The organism is Plantibacter sp. MCCC 1A11337, from assembly GCF_013349365.1.
In the GTDB taxonomy this organism is placed as follows: domain Bacteria; phylum Actinomycetota; class Actinomycetes; order Actinomycetales; family Microbacteriaceae; genus Plantibacter; species Plantibacter flavus_A.
Map to the genome: position 1 here is coordinate 1,032,114 of NZ_JABJWX010000001.1, position 14,059 is coordinate 1,046,172.

General features: G+C 69.5%; 13 protein-coding genes. 6 read left to right on the plus strand and 7 right to left on the minus strand.

Features of this window, described 5'->3' with window-relative positions; genetic code table 11:
* Positions 1-17 precede the first annotated feature (17 nt).
* From HOW07_RS04780 to HOW07_RS04790, 3 genes are all read right to left on the minus strand, one after another.
* Positions 18-1,565, minus strand: coding sequence for a chaplin family protein (locus HOW07_RS04780; RefSeq protein WP_175116219.1), 1,548 nt, complete (start codon positions 1,563-1,565; stop codon positions 18-20).
* 110 nt (positions 1,566-1,675) lie between these two features.
* On the minus strand, positions 1,676-2,542 hold the full coding sequence (locus HOW07_RS04785; RefSeq protein WP_175116220.1) for a hypothetical protein: 867 nt from the start codon (positions 2,540-2,542) through the stop codon (positions 1,676-1,678).
* 162 nt (positions 2,543-2,704) lie between these two features.
* Complete coding sequence (locus tag HOW07_RS04790) at positions 2,705-3,454, minus strand: phosphoglyceromutase (RefSeq protein ID WP_175116221.1); 750 nt, start codon at positions 3,452-3,454, stop codon at positions 2,705-2,707.
* Positions 3,455-3,525: 71 nt separating this feature from the next.
* Between HOW07_RS04790 and HOW07_RS04795 the strand changes: the two genes are divergently transcribed.
* The gene (locus HOW07_RS04795; protein WP_175116222.1) at positions 3,526-4,350 is read left to right on the plus strand and encodes a class I SAM-dependent methyltransferase; all 825 of its coding nucleotides are present in this window, start codon (positions 3,526-3,528) and stop codon (positions 4,348-4,350) included.
* Positions 4,351-4,369: 19 nt separating this feature from the next.
* On the opposite strand, the gene HOW07_RS04800 is transcribed toward HOW07_RS04795, so the two are convergent.
* From HOW07_RS04800 to HOW07_RS04815, 4 genes are all read right to left on the minus strand, one after another.
* On the minus strand, positions 4,370-5,494 hold the full coding sequence (locus HOW07_RS04800) for an FUSC family protein (protein ID WP_121289751.1): 1,125 nt from the start codon (positions 5,492-5,494) through the stop codon (positions 4,370-4,372).
* A gap of 5 nt (positions 5,495-5,499) precedes the next feature.
* Positions 5,500-6,609 carry a folate-binding protein YgfZ gene (locus HOW07_RS04805; protein ID WP_175116506.1) on the minus strand — a complete coding sequence of 370 codons (1,110 nt, stop codon included), beginning with the start codon at positions 6,607-6,609 and terminating at the stop codon, positions 5,500-5,502.
* A gap of 58 nt (positions 6,610-6,667) precedes the next feature.
* On the minus strand, positions 6,668-7,372 hold the full coding sequence (locus tag HOW07_RS04810; RefSeq protein ID WP_071259388.1) for an FABP family protein: 705 nt from the start codon (positions 7,370-7,372) through the stop codon (positions 6,668-6,670).
* 134 nt (positions 7,373-7,506) lie between these two features.
* A complete protein-coding gene (locus HOW07_RS04815) occupies positions 7,507-7,797 on the minus strand; it encodes a hypothetical protein (protein WP_064296602.1) in 291 nt (96 codons plus the stop codon).
* Between the two features lie 110 nt (positions 7,798-7,907).
* Between HOW07_RS04815 and HOW07_RS04820 the strand changes: the two genes are divergently transcribed.
* From HOW07_RS04820 to pstS, 5 genes are all read left to right on the plus strand, one after another.
* The gene (locus HOW07_RS04820) at positions 7,908-8,597 is read left to right on the plus strand and encodes a response regulator transcription factor (RefSeq protein ID WP_175116223.1); all 690 of its coding nucleotides are present in this window, start codon (positions 7,908-7,910) and stop codon (positions 8,595-8,597) included.
* Entirely contained in the window at positions 8,569-9,474 is a 906-nt protein-coding gene (gene mshD / locus HOW07_RS04825) for a mycothiol synthase (RefSeq protein WP_175116224.1), read from the plus strand. The genes HOW07_RS04820 and mshD overlap by 29 nt, the downstream gene beginning before the upstream one ends.
* Positions 9,475-9,564: 90 nt before the next feature.
* Positions 9,565-11,760 carry an RNA degradosome polyphosphate kinase gene (locus HOW07_RS04830; RefSeq protein WP_064296605.1) on the plus strand — a complete coding sequence of 732 codons (2,196 nt, stop codon included), beginning with the start codon at positions 9,565-9,567 and terminating at the stop codon, positions 11,758-11,760.
* 52 nt (positions 11,761-11,812) lie between these two features.
* Positions 11,813-12,751 carry an NUDIX domain-containing protein gene (locus tag HOW07_RS04835; RefSeq protein ID WP_175116225.1) on the plus strand — a complete coding sequence of 313 codons (939 nt, stop codon included), beginning with the start codon at positions 11,813-11,815 and terminating at the stop codon, positions 12,749-12,751.
* Between the two features lie 194 nt (positions 12,752-12,945).
* Positions 12,946-14,037 (plus strand): phosphate ABC transporter substrate-binding protein PstS, encoded by a 1,092-nt coding sequence (gene pstS / locus HOW07_RS04840; RefSeq protein ID WP_371743577.1) that lies wholly within the window; start codon positions 12,946-12,948, stop codon positions 14,035-14,037.
* The last annotated feature ends 22 nt before the right edge of the window (positions 14,038-14,059 follow it).

Here is a 14,059-nt window from a genome sequence, read left to right on the forward strand (position 1 = left end):
CGTCCGTTCGTGCGGGACTAGCTCATCCGACGACGGGTGATCGCGCCGCATGCAAGGAGCAGGAGGCCGAGGACCGTGGCGAGGCCGGCGAGCGGCAGGAGCTGGCCTGCAGCGCTGCCGGTGTCGGCGAGCGTCGGCGCAGCTGAACGAGCGGCCGAGGCCGTGGTGTCCGAGCCGGTCGAGGACGCCGCCGGCGCGGTGGTGATCACCGTGGCGGGGACCGTCGGCACGACGGGGGTCACCGGGGTGGTGGGGTCCGTCGGGTCGGTCGGGTCCGTGGGGTCGGTCGGGTCCACCGGAGTGGTGGGATCGGTCGTCCCGGGACCTGCGGTCTCGCTGTCCCCGATCACGGAGATCGCGTTGCCGCCGATCGTGATCGGCAGCTCCAGGCCGAGGTCGATCTGGTTTCCACCGCCAAGGCTGCCGTCACCATCCGTGGTCGACGAGCCTCCACCGGACGATGCCGGAGCGGAAGCCGAGGTGCCGGTCGACTCGGAGTCGCCGGTCACGCTGACGGCGTTGCCGACCACGGAGATCGGGAGACCGATGTCGCCGAGGACCTGGTTGCCACCGGCGACACTGTCGTCACCGGACGTGGTCGACGGCGCAGCCGGAACAGCCGCGCCACCCGACGTGGCAGGCTCACCCGCCTGCTCACTGCTCGAGTCACCGAACAGCGAGATGGCGTTCCCACCGACCGTGACCGGAACGGTCACCACCGGCGACACCTGGTTCCCACCGGCGACACTGTCGTCACCGGTGGTCGTCGACGGCGCCGCCGGAACAGCCGCACCACCCGACGTGGCAGGCTCACCCGCCTGCTCACTGCTCGAGTCACCGAACAGCGAGATGGCGTTCCCACCGACCGTGACCGGAACGGTCACCACCGGCGACACCTGGTTCCCACCGGCGACACTGTCGTCACCGGTGGTCGTCGACGGCGATGCCGGAACAGCCGCACCACCCGACGTGGCAGGCTCACCCGCCTGCTCACTGCTCGAATCACCGAACAGCGAGATGGCGTTCCCACCGACCGTGACCGGAACGGTCACCACCGGCGACACCTGGTTCCCGCCGGCGACGCTGTCGTCACCGGACGTGGTGGCCTCGTCGGTGACCGGCGAGGCGGACTCCCCCGCCGCCGGTCCGGATGTCGAACCCGACTGCTCGGCATCGCCGATGATCGAGATCGCGTTGTCCTCGACCGTCACCGGGATGGAGACGGGCAGCTGGACCTGGTTCCCACCCGCGACACTGTCGTCACCGCTGGTGGTGGCGGCCGGGGCCGACTCCGGCGCGGGCTCCGGTGCTGGTGCCGGCTCCGGTGCGGGTGCCGGCTCAGGCGCCGGTGCCGCCGCCGGTGCGGACGTCGCCGACGAATCGCCGACGACGCTCACCGCGGTGTCGACGATCTCGACGGGGGCCTCGAGGACCACGTCGACGAGGGTTCCGCCGAGGATGCTGTCGTCCCCGGACGTGTCGGCGTTGGCCGCCGTAGCGCCGAGGAACGTGAGTCCCGCGACGAACAGGCCACAGTAGAGGCCTTTCTTGACATACGAATTCATGATTCCTGCTCCTTGCAGAGTGACTGATGTGCTCCCGTGGTCGGGAGGCTTCGGACCGTTGAACCGCCCAGTGGGCGGGCCTCCGCCGCGAACGGCAGAGTGATCCGGGGTCAGTCAGGAGAGGTATCGGAGGGGAACGTGGGTGAAGCCGGGAGGTCTTCGTCTCGCGCGGGTCCGCGACGGTCGTCGCCGGGCGCAGGGAGGATGACGGAGATCGACTGTTCGGCCGCTGCTGGACCGCCGACGGCACCACCGGAGCCGGAGGACCCGGAGCCACTCGGCGTGACGGCCCAGCGGCCGTCTGCGTCCGGCAGCAGGGGGAGGTTCGCAGGGGTGTCGGGGAGGCTGGACGATCCGACGGCAGCGGCGGGCACGGCCGTGGTGAACGACGTGTCTTCGCGATCCTGGCCGCCCGACACGGTCGTCGAGTCGCCCTGCTGCACAGACGGCGGTCCGAGGACCGTGGTCGGGAGGATCGCGCCGACGGCGGTCGAGTCGGTGGCCGACACGTCCTCTGCCGGGCCCTGCGGAGGCGCTGGGACGACCGGATCGATGATCGGCGCACTGGGTACCGGGACCGCCGCGACGACGTCGGCGACGCCGGTCAGCGTCTGGTCGACCGTCTGCACGACCGGATCGACGATCGCGGCGACCGGCGCTGTGCCGACGGTCTCCTCGACGACGTCGTTGACGACCGGTACCGCTGCGACGGTCTCGTCGACGACGTCGACCACCGGTTCGAGCACGGTGGCGTCGACGACGTCGACGACCTCGGCGACAGCACTGACGGGCTGTTCGAGCGAGCCGACGACCTCGGTCACCGCGCCCAAGAGCGAAGGATCGGTGGCACCGTCGTCGGCATGCGCGGAGGAAGGAGACCCGAAGATGGCTATCGCCGTGAACGCCGCGGCGGCGAAGCCACCGAGCGCCAGCGCGCGCCACAGGGGGAAACGGGTGCCGTCGGTCGACTGCTCCATGCGTATCCCCCCAATCGGGTTACAGTGCAGTCACTGTACGCCCAACCCCGAGGCGGTTCAACCCCTTTTTCGCGACATGGAAAACCCCGGTCAGGAGGACGTTCAGCGACGATGTCGCCAAGCCGTGCTCCCGACCGGGGTGGTGGTTTGGTGGGGTTTCCGCTACTTCTTCCCCTGCGCCGCGACGGCGGCGGCGCCTGCTGCCGCGGCCTCGGGATCGAGGTAGCGAGCCGGGGCGATCGGGCGGAAGTCCGCGTCGAGCTCGTAGACGAGCGGGATGCCGGTGGGGATGTTCAGCTCGGCGATCTCGTCGTCCGAGATGTCGTCGAGGTGCTTCACGAGGGCGCGGAGCGAGTTGCCGTGCGCCGTCACGAGGACGGTCTTGCCGGCGGCCAGGTCGACCGTGATGTCGGACTCCCAGTAGGGCAGCATCCGGTCGATGACGTCCTTCAGGCACTCGGTGCGGGGCAGTTCGCCGTCGATCCCGACATACCGGGGGTCGTCGGCCTGCGACCACTCGTCGTCATCGGCGATCGGCGGCGGCGGCACGTCGAAGGAACGACGCCAGGTCTGGAACCGCTCCGGACCGTACTCGGCGAGCGTCTGCGCCTTGTCCTTGCCCTGCAGCGCTCCGTAGTGACGCTCGTTGAGGCGCCAGCTGCGCTTGACCGGGATCCACATGCGGTCGGCGGTCTCGAGGGCGAGGTTCGCCGTCTGGATCGCGCGGGAGAGGACCGAGGTGTACAGCACGTCCGGGGTGATGCCGGAGTCGGCGAGCAGCTCGCCCGCACGCTTGGCCTCGGTGACGCCGAGTTCGCTGAGTCGGACGTCGACCCAACCGGTGAACAGGTTCTTCTGATTCCAGTCGCTGTTGCCGTGGCGCAGCAGGACGAGGGTGTAAGTCTCAGGCATGTCCCCAGCATACCGACGGCGCATGACCGCGAGGTGGACGATGACCCCGCTCCGTGAGGGAGAATGGGTCCATGCCCGTCGGATCGATCACCCGCGGGACGACCGGTACGAACCGGCTTCGACGGGTGGACCGCTGGGTCGCGACCCACCTCTCGCTCAGACGGACGGCGAACCCGCTGGTGGTGGACCTCGGCTACGGCGCGAGCGGCGTCACGGCGTTGGAACTGCACGACCGACTCCTCGCCGTCCGGCCCGACGTACGGGTCATCGGGTTCGAGATCGAACCGGGGCGCGTCCGCACCGCCGACGCGCAGCTGCAGCAGGTGCGTACGGGCACGACCCGGTTCACGCCGACGGCTGCGGTCTCCTTCGCACGCGGAGGGTTCGAGGTGCCGACCGGCGACGACCGCCCCGCGGTGATCCGGGCGTTCAACGTACTCCGGCAGTACGACGAAGCCGAGGTCGCGGGGGCCTGGCGTCTCATGGCGTCGCGGCTGCAGCCCGGCGGTGTGCTGGTCGAAGGGACGTGCGACGAGATCGGACGGGTGTCCAGCTGGATCGCGGTCGACGACCAGGGGCGTGCTGAGTCGTTCTCCATCAGTCTGCGGCTCGCCGACCTCGAGCTGCCGTCCATCGTGGCCGAACGACTGCCGAAGGCGCTGATCCACCACAACGTACCGGGCGAACGGATCCATGCGCTCATGACGGACCTCGACCGCGCCTGGCGGATGCACGCACCCCTGGCGGTCTACAGCCCGGTCCAGCGCTGGTTGGCGACCGTCGGGACGCTTCGGGACAGCGGGTGGCCGGTGCTGGCCGGCCGCAACCGCTGGCGCCTCGGCGAGCTGACACTGCCGTGGTCGGCTGTCGCCCCGAATCCCTCCCCGACGGACTGAGTGTCGGCGAACGCCGCCGTCAGAGCGGGGGCAGCGCCGCCTGCGCCTCCGGCGTCGGCAGCCCCGTCGCCGTGAGCAGATCGACGAGGTACGGCCGGAGTACGAGCACGAGCGCCTGCTCGGAGACCGAGGCGTCGGGGAGCACGGCGACCGGCTCGAGGTGCTTCGCGATCTCCAGCAGGGACTGCCTCGCGACCGGCTGCTGGGCGATGTCGCCGATCGACTGCGACAGGATGCCGAGCGCGACGGAAGTGCGCGCGAGCAGGTCCGCGAGCTCGGGACGGCTCGTGGCGTCGCGCGACACGTAGTCGATGCGCCGGGCGATCACCCGGAGGTTGCGGGTCGCGAGGTCCATGCCGTCGAGCATGGTCCGCTGCCGTTCGAGGTCGAACACCGCCTTGCGGAGGAACGGCGAGATGCGCGCGATGGCGAGCCCTGAGTCGAGGGTTCCGCGCCACGCGTCCAGGGCCGGCTGGGTGGCCCTCGCCCGTGCGAGCGCGCGGTCCGCCTCCTCGAGGTCGCCGAGACGGAGGGCGGCGACGAGCGAGGCGAGGGTCCGGACGTGTTCGTCGATGAGCCGCTGGCCGTCACGACGAGCACTCCGGCGCGGGTCGCGCGGGATGAGCGCGGTCGCGAGCAGGGCGAAGACCCCGCCGATCAGTCCGTCGAGGGTGCGCACGAACGGGCCGCCGTCAGGCACGGGCAGGAGCATGACGAGGACGGACTGCACCGCCGCCGCGATCGCGAACGACGCCGCCGGCGAGAGGAACCGGGCGACGAGCAATGTGAGCACGAGCGCGACCGCGAGTTGCCACGTCCCCTGACCGAAGCCGAGGAGCAGGATCTCGGCCAGCGCGATCCCGACGCTCATCCCGACGGCCGTCTCGAGGACCCGGATCGGGCGGGCGTCGCGAACGAACCCGAGACTCGAGATCGTCACGGTCAAGGCGAGGAGTGGCACGGCGTGCCCGAGCACGTAGTGGGAGAACGCGTACGCACCGATCGCCGTGGCGCTGACCTGCAACACCGCGGGCACGGATCCGACGAGACGATGCCAGGCGTCGCCGAGTGCGATGCGGCGACGAACCGCGGCGGTCCATCGGTCGATCCGTACGCCCGGGTCCGAGGCGCCGTCGCTCCCCACCGGGGTCAGCGCCGGACGGCGCCGAGTCGCGGCAGCCGCGGCACGTTCGCCGTGGCCCCGGCATCCGCCGGCACGACGATCTCCTGCGACGCCGCGACGTCGATGCCGTCGGCCTCCACCGTCAGCACGGCCGCCGGATCCGCGGAGCGCTTGACGATCGCCAACGCCACCGGGCCCAGCTCGTGGTGGATCGCGCTCGAGGTGATGCGTCCGACGGGTTTCCGGGTCGCGTCGTCGCCGTCGCCGACGAGCACCACGTTCGAACCGGCCGGTGGCAGCACCGCGTCGGAGCCGTCGAGGAGGAGCATGACGAGGCGACGCGGCGGGTGCCCGAGGTTGTGCACCTTGGCGACCGTCTCCTGACCGCGATAGCAGCCCTTGTTCAAGTGGACGGCCGAGCGCAGCCAGTCGAGCTCGTGCGGGATGCTCCGCTCGTCGACCTCGGACTGCAACCGCGGGCGCCACGCGGCGATGCGCAGGGCTTCCGCGGCCAACGAACCCGCGGCGGAGAACGCCCCCGCACGGATCTGCTGCACGAGCGACTCGAGCTGCTCGCGCGCGACGATCGTCTCGGTCCATGTCCACGCTGCACCCGGGTGCTCACCCGTCGCGTACTGATGCCCGCCGACCGCGACCTCGGACCACGGATCGTGCCAGACGAGCGGCATGCCGTTCGGCTCCGCGGCCGCGACCGCGAGACCCGCCGCCGCGCCGATCACGGCGTACTGCTCGGTCACGATGGCCACCTCGACGCGCAGCATGAACCGCATCCGGTCGAGCCAGGCGTGGAGGGGCGCAGCATTGTCGGCCTCGGTGACGAGCCACGTGGTCGTCCCGTCGTCGAGCAGCTTGACCGCGTGCTCGATCCGGCCGCTCTGGTCGAGGAAGAGGGTCTCCGTGGAGATGCCGGCGGACAGCGAGCGCAGCTCCTGGCTCGTGATGGAGTTGAGCCAGCTCAGCCGATCAGGGCCGGTGACCGTCACGATGCCACGGTTCGACAGGTCGACGATCGCCTTCCCGCTGGCGATGAGGCGCTGCTCGATGTTCGGGCTGCCGTAATGGGAGGGGACGCCGTGGTCGACGGCGTCCGCCTGTTCGACGGCACCCGGCAGCATGAGGAAGGGCGAGCCCGGAATCGCTTCCGGCGTGACCGCTCCGGTGGAATCGGTCACGTCAGTCGGCTTTGGCCAGGCGCGCCGAGGCGTGCGTCCGGAGGTCCTGCCCCAGGGCGGCGATGTCCCAGGCCCAGAGCAGGTGGTTCTCGACGAGGCCGTACAGGCGGGTCGCGGCGGCGTACTCCTTGGCTCCAGCGGTCCGGACGACGGCGTCGGTCGCGAGGTCGATCCGCGGGCCGTCGATCTGACCGAGGTAGAGCTCGCTCACACCGTTCGGGTGGACGATCGAGACCTGTAGGGGGAAGGCGCCGGTCGACGTACGCAGGGTCTCGACCGACTGCGCCGTGCCGAACGGGCGGGGGCCCTGCCCTGGGAGCATGCCCGGCCCGGGATCGCCTTCGATCAACGGGCGCTCGAGGCGCCAGTAACCCGTCTCGGTGACGAGCGGCTCGGGCACACCGGACTCGTCGACCGGATGCGCCTCAGGCGCGACGTCCGCAGCGGTGTCGTCCGACAGGGCGTCCTCGTCCGTGGACGAGGCCCCCTCGGCGTCACGCGGGGGCTGCTCGGGCAGGAGCCAGGTGTAGGAGTTGTAGTTCAAGTACGGCAGGCCGTCGTGGCTGAAGCTCACGCGCTGACCGAACTCGCGGGTCACGGTCTCGTCGCCGACCCGGTAGTCGATGACGCCGGTTCCCTCCCAGACGCCGATGAGCCACGACAGCGGGACCAGTTCGCTCGGCAGGCCGCTCGGGATCTCGATCATCGAGGGCCCCGGACTAGCGCTGACCGCGGTACAGGTTCTTCAGCACGACCACCGCGGTGAACGCGATGGCGAGGCTGGCGAGGACGAGCAAGCCGATGAAGAAGATTTCGAGAGCGAGCAGCATGGGAGAAAGTCTACCCCGAGGCCAGGGCGATGAGGCCATACACGGCACCGCCGATGGCGAGGATGAGGACGGCGCCGGTGACGCTCGTCGACATCCGATCGACGAATCCCACCTTCTGTCTCGTCAGCAGCTGTGCCGAGAACGCGGCCAGCGTGCAGAGGCCGAGCGTGGCCGACAGCCCGAAGAAGGTCTCCCCCGGGCTCCAGAGCAGGCCGGACACGACGACGCCGACGAGCGCGAGCGCCCAGATGGAGACGACGCTGATCCAGCGCAGCCGGGGGGAGAGAGTGGTTTCGCTCACGGACCCATTGTCACAGAGCGGACGCCATCGGACCACCAGCCGGCGCCCGGTGCGACGTGGGGTACGGTCGTTCGCCTAATATGGTTCCAAACTCAGTCGGGAGGATGCGCGTGGCGCAAATTTTGGTCTTGACCTCCATGGTCGGCACCGAGGTCCTCCCATCCCTCGGGCTCCTGAGCCACCGCACCCGGCAGATCCCCGCCGACCCCGCACAACTCGTGAACGCTCCGAGTTCGGATCTCGTCCTCGTCGACGCCCGCCAGGATCTCGCGAGCGCCAAGTCGCTCTGCAAGATCCTCGGTGCGTCCGGGCTGTCGGTCCCGCTCCTCCTCATCCTGACCGAGGGCGGCCTCACTGCCGTCAGTGCCGACTGGGGCGTGAACGACGTCATCCTCGAATCCGCAGGGCCGGCCGAGGTAGACGCGCGGATCCGGCTCGCGATCGGCCGCGCCTCGCAGGAGCACTCGGCGAGCAAGATCCAGGCGTCCGGCGTCGTCATCGACGAGGCCAGCTACTCCGCCAAGGTCCACGGCAAGCCGCTCGACCTCACCTTCAAGGAGTTCGAACTGCTCCGCTTCTTCGCGACCCACCCCTCCCGGGTGTTCACGCGCGAGCAGTTGCTGAGCGAGGTGTGGGGCTACGACTACTTCGGTGGCACGCGAACCGTCGACGTCCACGTCCGCCGGTTGCGCGCCAAGCTCGGCGACCTCGAGCAGCTCATCGGCACCGTGCGCAACGTCGGCTACCGCTTCAACGTCTACGAGGACGATCATGCCCCGGCTGACGCTGTCGGTTCGTAACGTCGACGACGCCCGCACCCGGGACGCGCTCGAGCGCGTCGTGCGCACGGCGTCGCTCGTCGACGGCCAGCCGCCGTTCAGCGATCAGTCGCTCATCGACGCCGCGTCCGGCGCCCGGACGCTGATCCTCGCCGTCGAACCACAGGACCCGCCGGTCGACCCCGACGACTTCGCCGTCGTGGGAGCGGCCATCCTCGGACATGGCGAGCTGGAGTTCGTCGTCGAGCCCGAGTGGCGGGGCCACGGCTACGGTCGCGCCGCACTGCGCGGCGTCCTCGCCAACTGTCCCCCGCAGGTGCGCATCTGGGCACACGGCGACCACCCCGCTTCCCGGGTGCTCGCACAGGAGTTCGGCTTCTCGCCGATCAGGACGCTGCTGCAGCTCCGCCTGACCAAGACGCCCACGAGCCGCGCGCGACCGGCCACCGCCGGGCACGCTGATGTCACGGTCGGCACGTTCCGGCCGGGAGCCGACGAGGAGGAGTGGCTCGAGGTCAACGCGCTCGCCTTCGCCGACCACCCCGAGCAGGGACGCATGACCCTCGACGATCTCCGCGCCCGGGAGGCCGAGTCCTGGTTCGACGCCGACGACTTCCTGCTCGCACGAGGCTCCGACGGTGACCTCCTCGGGTTCATCTGGTTGAAGGTCGAGGACGCGGTCGGCGAGGTCTACGCGGTCGGCGTGCACCCGGCGGCCAGTGGCCGAGGGCTCGGGCGGCTCCTGATGGAGGCCGGCCTGGCCCGCCTGCGGGATCGACGGGTGGAGGCGGTCACGCTCTACGTCGAAGCCGACAACCTCCCCGCGGTGTCGCTGTACCGATCGCTCGGATTCACCGACCACACCATCGACGTGCAGTACGCGAGAACCGACGCCTGATCCCCTCCACAGCGGTGTGGCGCTGCGGCATTTACACAGTGTTCACCGCAGTCGTCGCGACCACCCCCGCCACGGTGTCATGATGAAGGCATGCCAGCAGACCCAACCGTGCTCGATGTCGGCCTCGATGGGGACGAAGAGGACTTCGACCCCGCCTTCGAGCGGAACGATCCCGCGCTGCCCGAACACCGCTACCTCGACCGCGAACTCAGCTGGCTCGCCTTCAACCAGCGCGTCCTCGAACTCGCCGAAGACCCCGCGCTACCCGTCCTCGAACGTGCCAACTTCCTCGCGATCTTCGCCTCGAACCTCGACGAGTTCTTCATGGTGCGGGTCGCCGGCCTGAAGCGCCGCATCCTCACGGGCCTGGCGGTCCCGACGAACGTCGGCAACGCGCCGGCCGACGTCCTGTCCGAGATCTCGCAGCAAGCGCACGTCCTGCAGGAACGGCACGCCCGCGCCTGGCACGACCTCGTCCGCCCCGACCTGGCCGAACGCGGTGTCACGGTCGTCACCTGGGACTCACTCGACGCAGCCGACCGCGAGTACCTCAGCGAATACTTCAGCAACCAGGTCTTCCCGGTGCTCATGCCGCTCGCGGTGGACCCGGCCCACCCGTTCCCCTACATCTCCGGCCTCTCGTTGAACCTCGCGGTCCGAGTGCGGAACACCCGGACCGGGCGCGAGGAGTTCGCCCGGCTCAAGGTCCCGCAGATGATGCCGCGCTTCGTCCGCGTCGGTCCGGCGGAGCGCCGTTCCGCGTCGCTGGACACCGCCCCCAGCGTGCGCTACATCGCCCTCGAGGAGGTCATCGCCAACCACCTCGGCCACCTCTTCCCCGGCATGGAGATCGTCGACCACCACGTCTTCCGCGTCACGCGCAACGAGGACATGGTGATCGAGGAGGACGAGACCGAGAACCTCATCCAGGCCCTCGAGAAGGAGCTGCTGCGCCGCCGGTTCGGGCCGCCCATCCGGCTCGAGATCACCGACGACATGGACGACGTCACCCTCGGACTCCTCGTCCGCGAACTCGACATCACCGAGCAGGAGGTCTACCGCCTGCCATCGCCGCTCGACCTCGGCGGCCTCTTCAGCCTCGCCGGCATCGACCGTCCGGACCTCCAGTACCCGAAGCGGGTACCGACCACGGCGCTGCAGTTCCAGCCCGACGAACCGAACGGCAAGCCCGACCTCTTCCGGTCGATCGCCCGTGAGGACGTCCTAGTCCACCACCCGTACGAGTCCTTCGCCACGAGCGTGCAGGCGTTCATCGAGCAGGCCGCCGCCGACCCGCACGTGCTCGCGATCAAGCAGACCCTGTACCGGACCTCGGGCGACAGCCCCATCGTCGAAGCACTCATCGACGCGGCGGAGGCCGGCAAGCAGGTCCTCGCGCTGGTCGAGATCAAGGCCCGGTTCGACGAGCAGAACAACATCTCCTGGGCCAGGAAGCTCGAGAAGGCCGGCGTCCACGTCGTCTACGGCCTCGTCGGACTGAAGACGCACTGCAAGCTCGCGCTCGTCGTCCGACAGGAGCGCGGGGTCCTGCGCCACTACAGCCACATCGGCACGGGCAACTACAACCCGAAGACGAGCCGCATCTACGAGGACCTCGGTCTCTTCACGGCCGACGACCAGGTCGGCAAAGACCTCACCCGCCTCTTCAACGAGCTGTCCGGCTACGCGATCGAGAAGAAGTTCAAGCGCCTCCTCGTCGCGCCGCGCCACCTGCGCAAGGGCCTCCTCAAGCACATCGAGCAGGAGCGCACGAACGCCGAGGAGGGCAAGCCGTCCGGGATCCGCATCAAGGTCAACTCGATGGTGGACGAGGCGATCATCGACGCGCTCTACCGAGCCAGCCAGGCGGGGGTCCCGGTCGACCTGTGGGTCCGCGGGATCTGCGCGCTGAAGCCCGGCCAGCCGGGGATGAGCGAGACGATCCGCGTGCGCTCCATCCTCGGGCGCTACCTCGAACACTCTCGCATCTTCTCGTTCCACAACGACGGCGACCCGCACGTGTTCATCGGCAGTGCCGACATGATGCACCGCAATCTCGACCGCCGCGTCGAGGCGCTCGTCAGGCTCACCGACCCGAAGCACCTCGAGGCGACCGCCGCGATGTTCGAGCAGGCACTCGACGAGCAGACGTCGTCGTGGTGGCTCGACGCCGACGGCGTCTGGACGCGCCACGCGGTCGACGCTGACGGACGACCGCTCACGGATCTGCAAGACTCCCTCATGCTCGAGACCGCGGCCCGCCGCCGGCCGAGGAACCGTCGCTGACGACTTCGCACCGCGACTCACCCGAGCACCACGACACGACGAGGCAGTGACTATGACGACGACGGCAATCTACGCAGCCGGTGCCGTGTGCTGGCGCCTCATCGACGGCAAGGTCCACATCCTCGTCATCCACCGGACGGTGTACGGCGACGTCACGATCCCCAAGGGCAAGGTCGATCCCGGGGAGACGCTCGCGCAGACGGCCGTGCGGGAGATCAAAGAGGAGACCGGCCTGAGCGTCCACCTCGGTGTGCCGCTCGGCGTCTCCACGTACCCCCTGTCGAGCGGTCGCGAGAAGATCGTCCACTACTGGTCCGCGGAGGTCACCGACCAGGCCGTCCGCGAGAGCACGTTCATCCCGAACGGCGAGGTCGCAGCCCTGGAGTGGGTCACCGTCAAACGGGCACGGAGCTACCTCAGCTACGAGCGCGACGTGGAGATCCTCGACGCCTTCGCCGCGTTGGTCGACGAAGGCGTCACCGCGACCTTCGCCCTCATCGCGATGCGCCATGGGAAGGCCATGTCGCCCTCCGAATGGTCCGGCGAGGACGCGACCAGACCGCTGGCGCCGCGCGGGGTCAAGCAGGCCGCGGGGAACGTCCCGACCCTGCTGGCCTTCGGCCCCCGCAAGATCGTGACGAGCACGGCCGTGCGCTGCGTCAGCACCATCAGCCCGATCGCCGCGGCCGCGGGCATCGAGCCCAAACGCTCCGACCTCATCAGCCAGGACGCCTTCGAGCGGGGCGAATCCGACGTCCGCCGGGTCGTCGGTCGCCGTGTCCGGGCACTCAAGACGGCCATCCTCTGCAGCCACGGGCCAGTCCTCCCCGAGATCCTGCACGAGATCGCGCTCGCCACCGGGTCCACCCGAGGCTCCTACCTCGGGAGCGCCGCCGCACTCGAGACCGGGGCGTTCTCCATCGTGCACCTCTCCCGGACGAATCCGAGCTCCGGCATCATCGCGATCGAGACGCACGAACCCCGCGTCTGACCCATACCCTCGCCACTCCCTGAACAGGGGCCGTTCGTGGTGCGTTCGCGGCGTCGCCCCGTCGGACGGCATGAACCCGTCGATATCCGTTCACCCGTTGTTTACCATCACGGGGGATGCTCGTCATGCCGCATGGTTAGCGTCACTGACGAGCCAGCACCGGCTCGCACCCACACCAATGAATGGACATCCCTGTGAAGTTCTCACGTTTCGGCCGCGTCGCGGTCGTAGCAGCAGTCGCAGCCGTCGCACTGACCTCCTGTGCGGCCAACGAAGGCGGCGCCACAGCCACGAGCGCAGCCGCCAGCGACCTCAAGGGCAGCCTGGCCGGTAGCGGCGCATCGTCGCAGGGCAGCGCCCAGGAAGCCTGGGTCGCCGCCTTCCAGACGGCCAACCCGGACGTCACCATCAACTACTCCCCCGACGGCTCCGGCGCCGGCCGCAAGGCTTTCATCGCCGGCGGTGTGCAGTTCGCCGGTTCCGACTCGGCACTGTCCGACGAGGAGCTCACGAGCACCTTCGCCGCATGCGCAGCGGACACCAAGGCGATCGACCTCCCGGTCTACATCTCCCCCATCGCGGTCATCTTCAACGTCGAGGGCGTCGACGAGCTCAACCTCGACGCCTCGACCATCGCGAAGATCTTCGCGGGTCAGATCACCAGCTGGGACGACCCGGCGATCGTCGCTCTGAACCCCGACGCGAAGCTCCCCTCCACGGCCATCACCGCCGTCCACCGTTCGGACGACTCGGGTACGACGAAGAACTTCGCCGACTACCTGGGCAAGAACGCGCCCGACGTCTGGACCGCTGAGCCGGCCGACACCTTCCCGTTCCAGTCGGGTGAGGGCGCCAAGGGCACCTCCGGTGTCGTCGACACCGTCAAGGGCGGCACCGGCACCATCGGCTACGCCGACGCGTCGAAGGCCGGCGACCTCGGTGTCGCGAAGATCAAGGTCGGCGAGGAGTTCGTCGAGTACAGCGCCGAGGGTGCTGCCGCCGTCGTCGAGGGCTCGCCGCTCGTCGAAGGCCGCGAGGCGAACGACATCGCCATCAAGCTCGACCGCGAGACGACGGACGCGACCCACTACCCGATCGTGCTCGTGAGCTACCTCATCGCCTGCCAGGAGTACGCCGACCCGAAGGTCGCCGACCTCGTCAAGGCGTACGCCGGCTACATCGCCAGTGACGCCGGCCAGGAAGAGGCTGCGAAGTCGGCCGGTGCTGCGCCGCTCTCCGCCGACCTCGCCAAGAAGGTCCAGGACGCGATCGCGACCATCAAGTAGTCCAACGGTCGAGCGTGCCGGG

Excerpts from the sequence above, each read along its gene's own strand:
- HOW07_RS04780 (WP_175116219.1), bottom strand. The coding sequence starts at position 1,565 with ATGAATTCGTATGTCAAGAAAGGCCTCTACTGTGGCCTGTTCGTCGCG.
- HOW07_RS04785 (WP_175116220.1), bottom strand. The coding sequence starts at position 2,542 with ATGGAGCAGTCGACCGACGGCACCCGTTTCCCCCTGTGGCGCGCGCTG.
- HOW07_RS04790 (WP_175116221.1), bottom strand. The coding sequence starts at position 3,454 with ATGCCTGAGACTTACACCCTCGTCCTGCTGCGCCACGGCAACAGCGAC.
- HOW07_RS04795 (WP_175116222.1), top strand. The coding sequence starts at position 3,526 with ATGCCCGTCGGATCGATCACCCGCGGGACGACCGGTACGAACCGGCTT.
- HOW07_RS04805 (WP_175116506.1), bottom strand. The coding sequence starts at position 6,609 with ATGCTGCCGGGTGCCGTCGAACAGGCGGACGCCGTCGACCACGGCGTC.
- HOW07_RS04810 (WP_071259388.1), bottom strand. The coding sequence starts at position 7,372 with ATGATCGAGATCCCGAGCGGCCTGCCGAGCGAACTGGTCCCGCTGTCG.
- mshD (WP_175116224.1), top strand. The coding sequence starts at position 8,569 with ATGCCCCGGCTGACGCTGTCGGTTCGTAACGTCGACGACGCCCGCACC.
- HOW07_RS04830 (WP_064296605.1), top strand. The coding sequence starts at position 9,565 with ATGCCAGCAGACCCAACCGTGCTCGATGTCGGCCTCGATGGGGACGAA.
- HOW07_RS04835 (WP_175116225.1), top strand. The coding sequence starts at position 11,813 with ATGACGACGACGGCAATCTACGCAGCCGGTGCCGTGTGCTGGCGCCTC.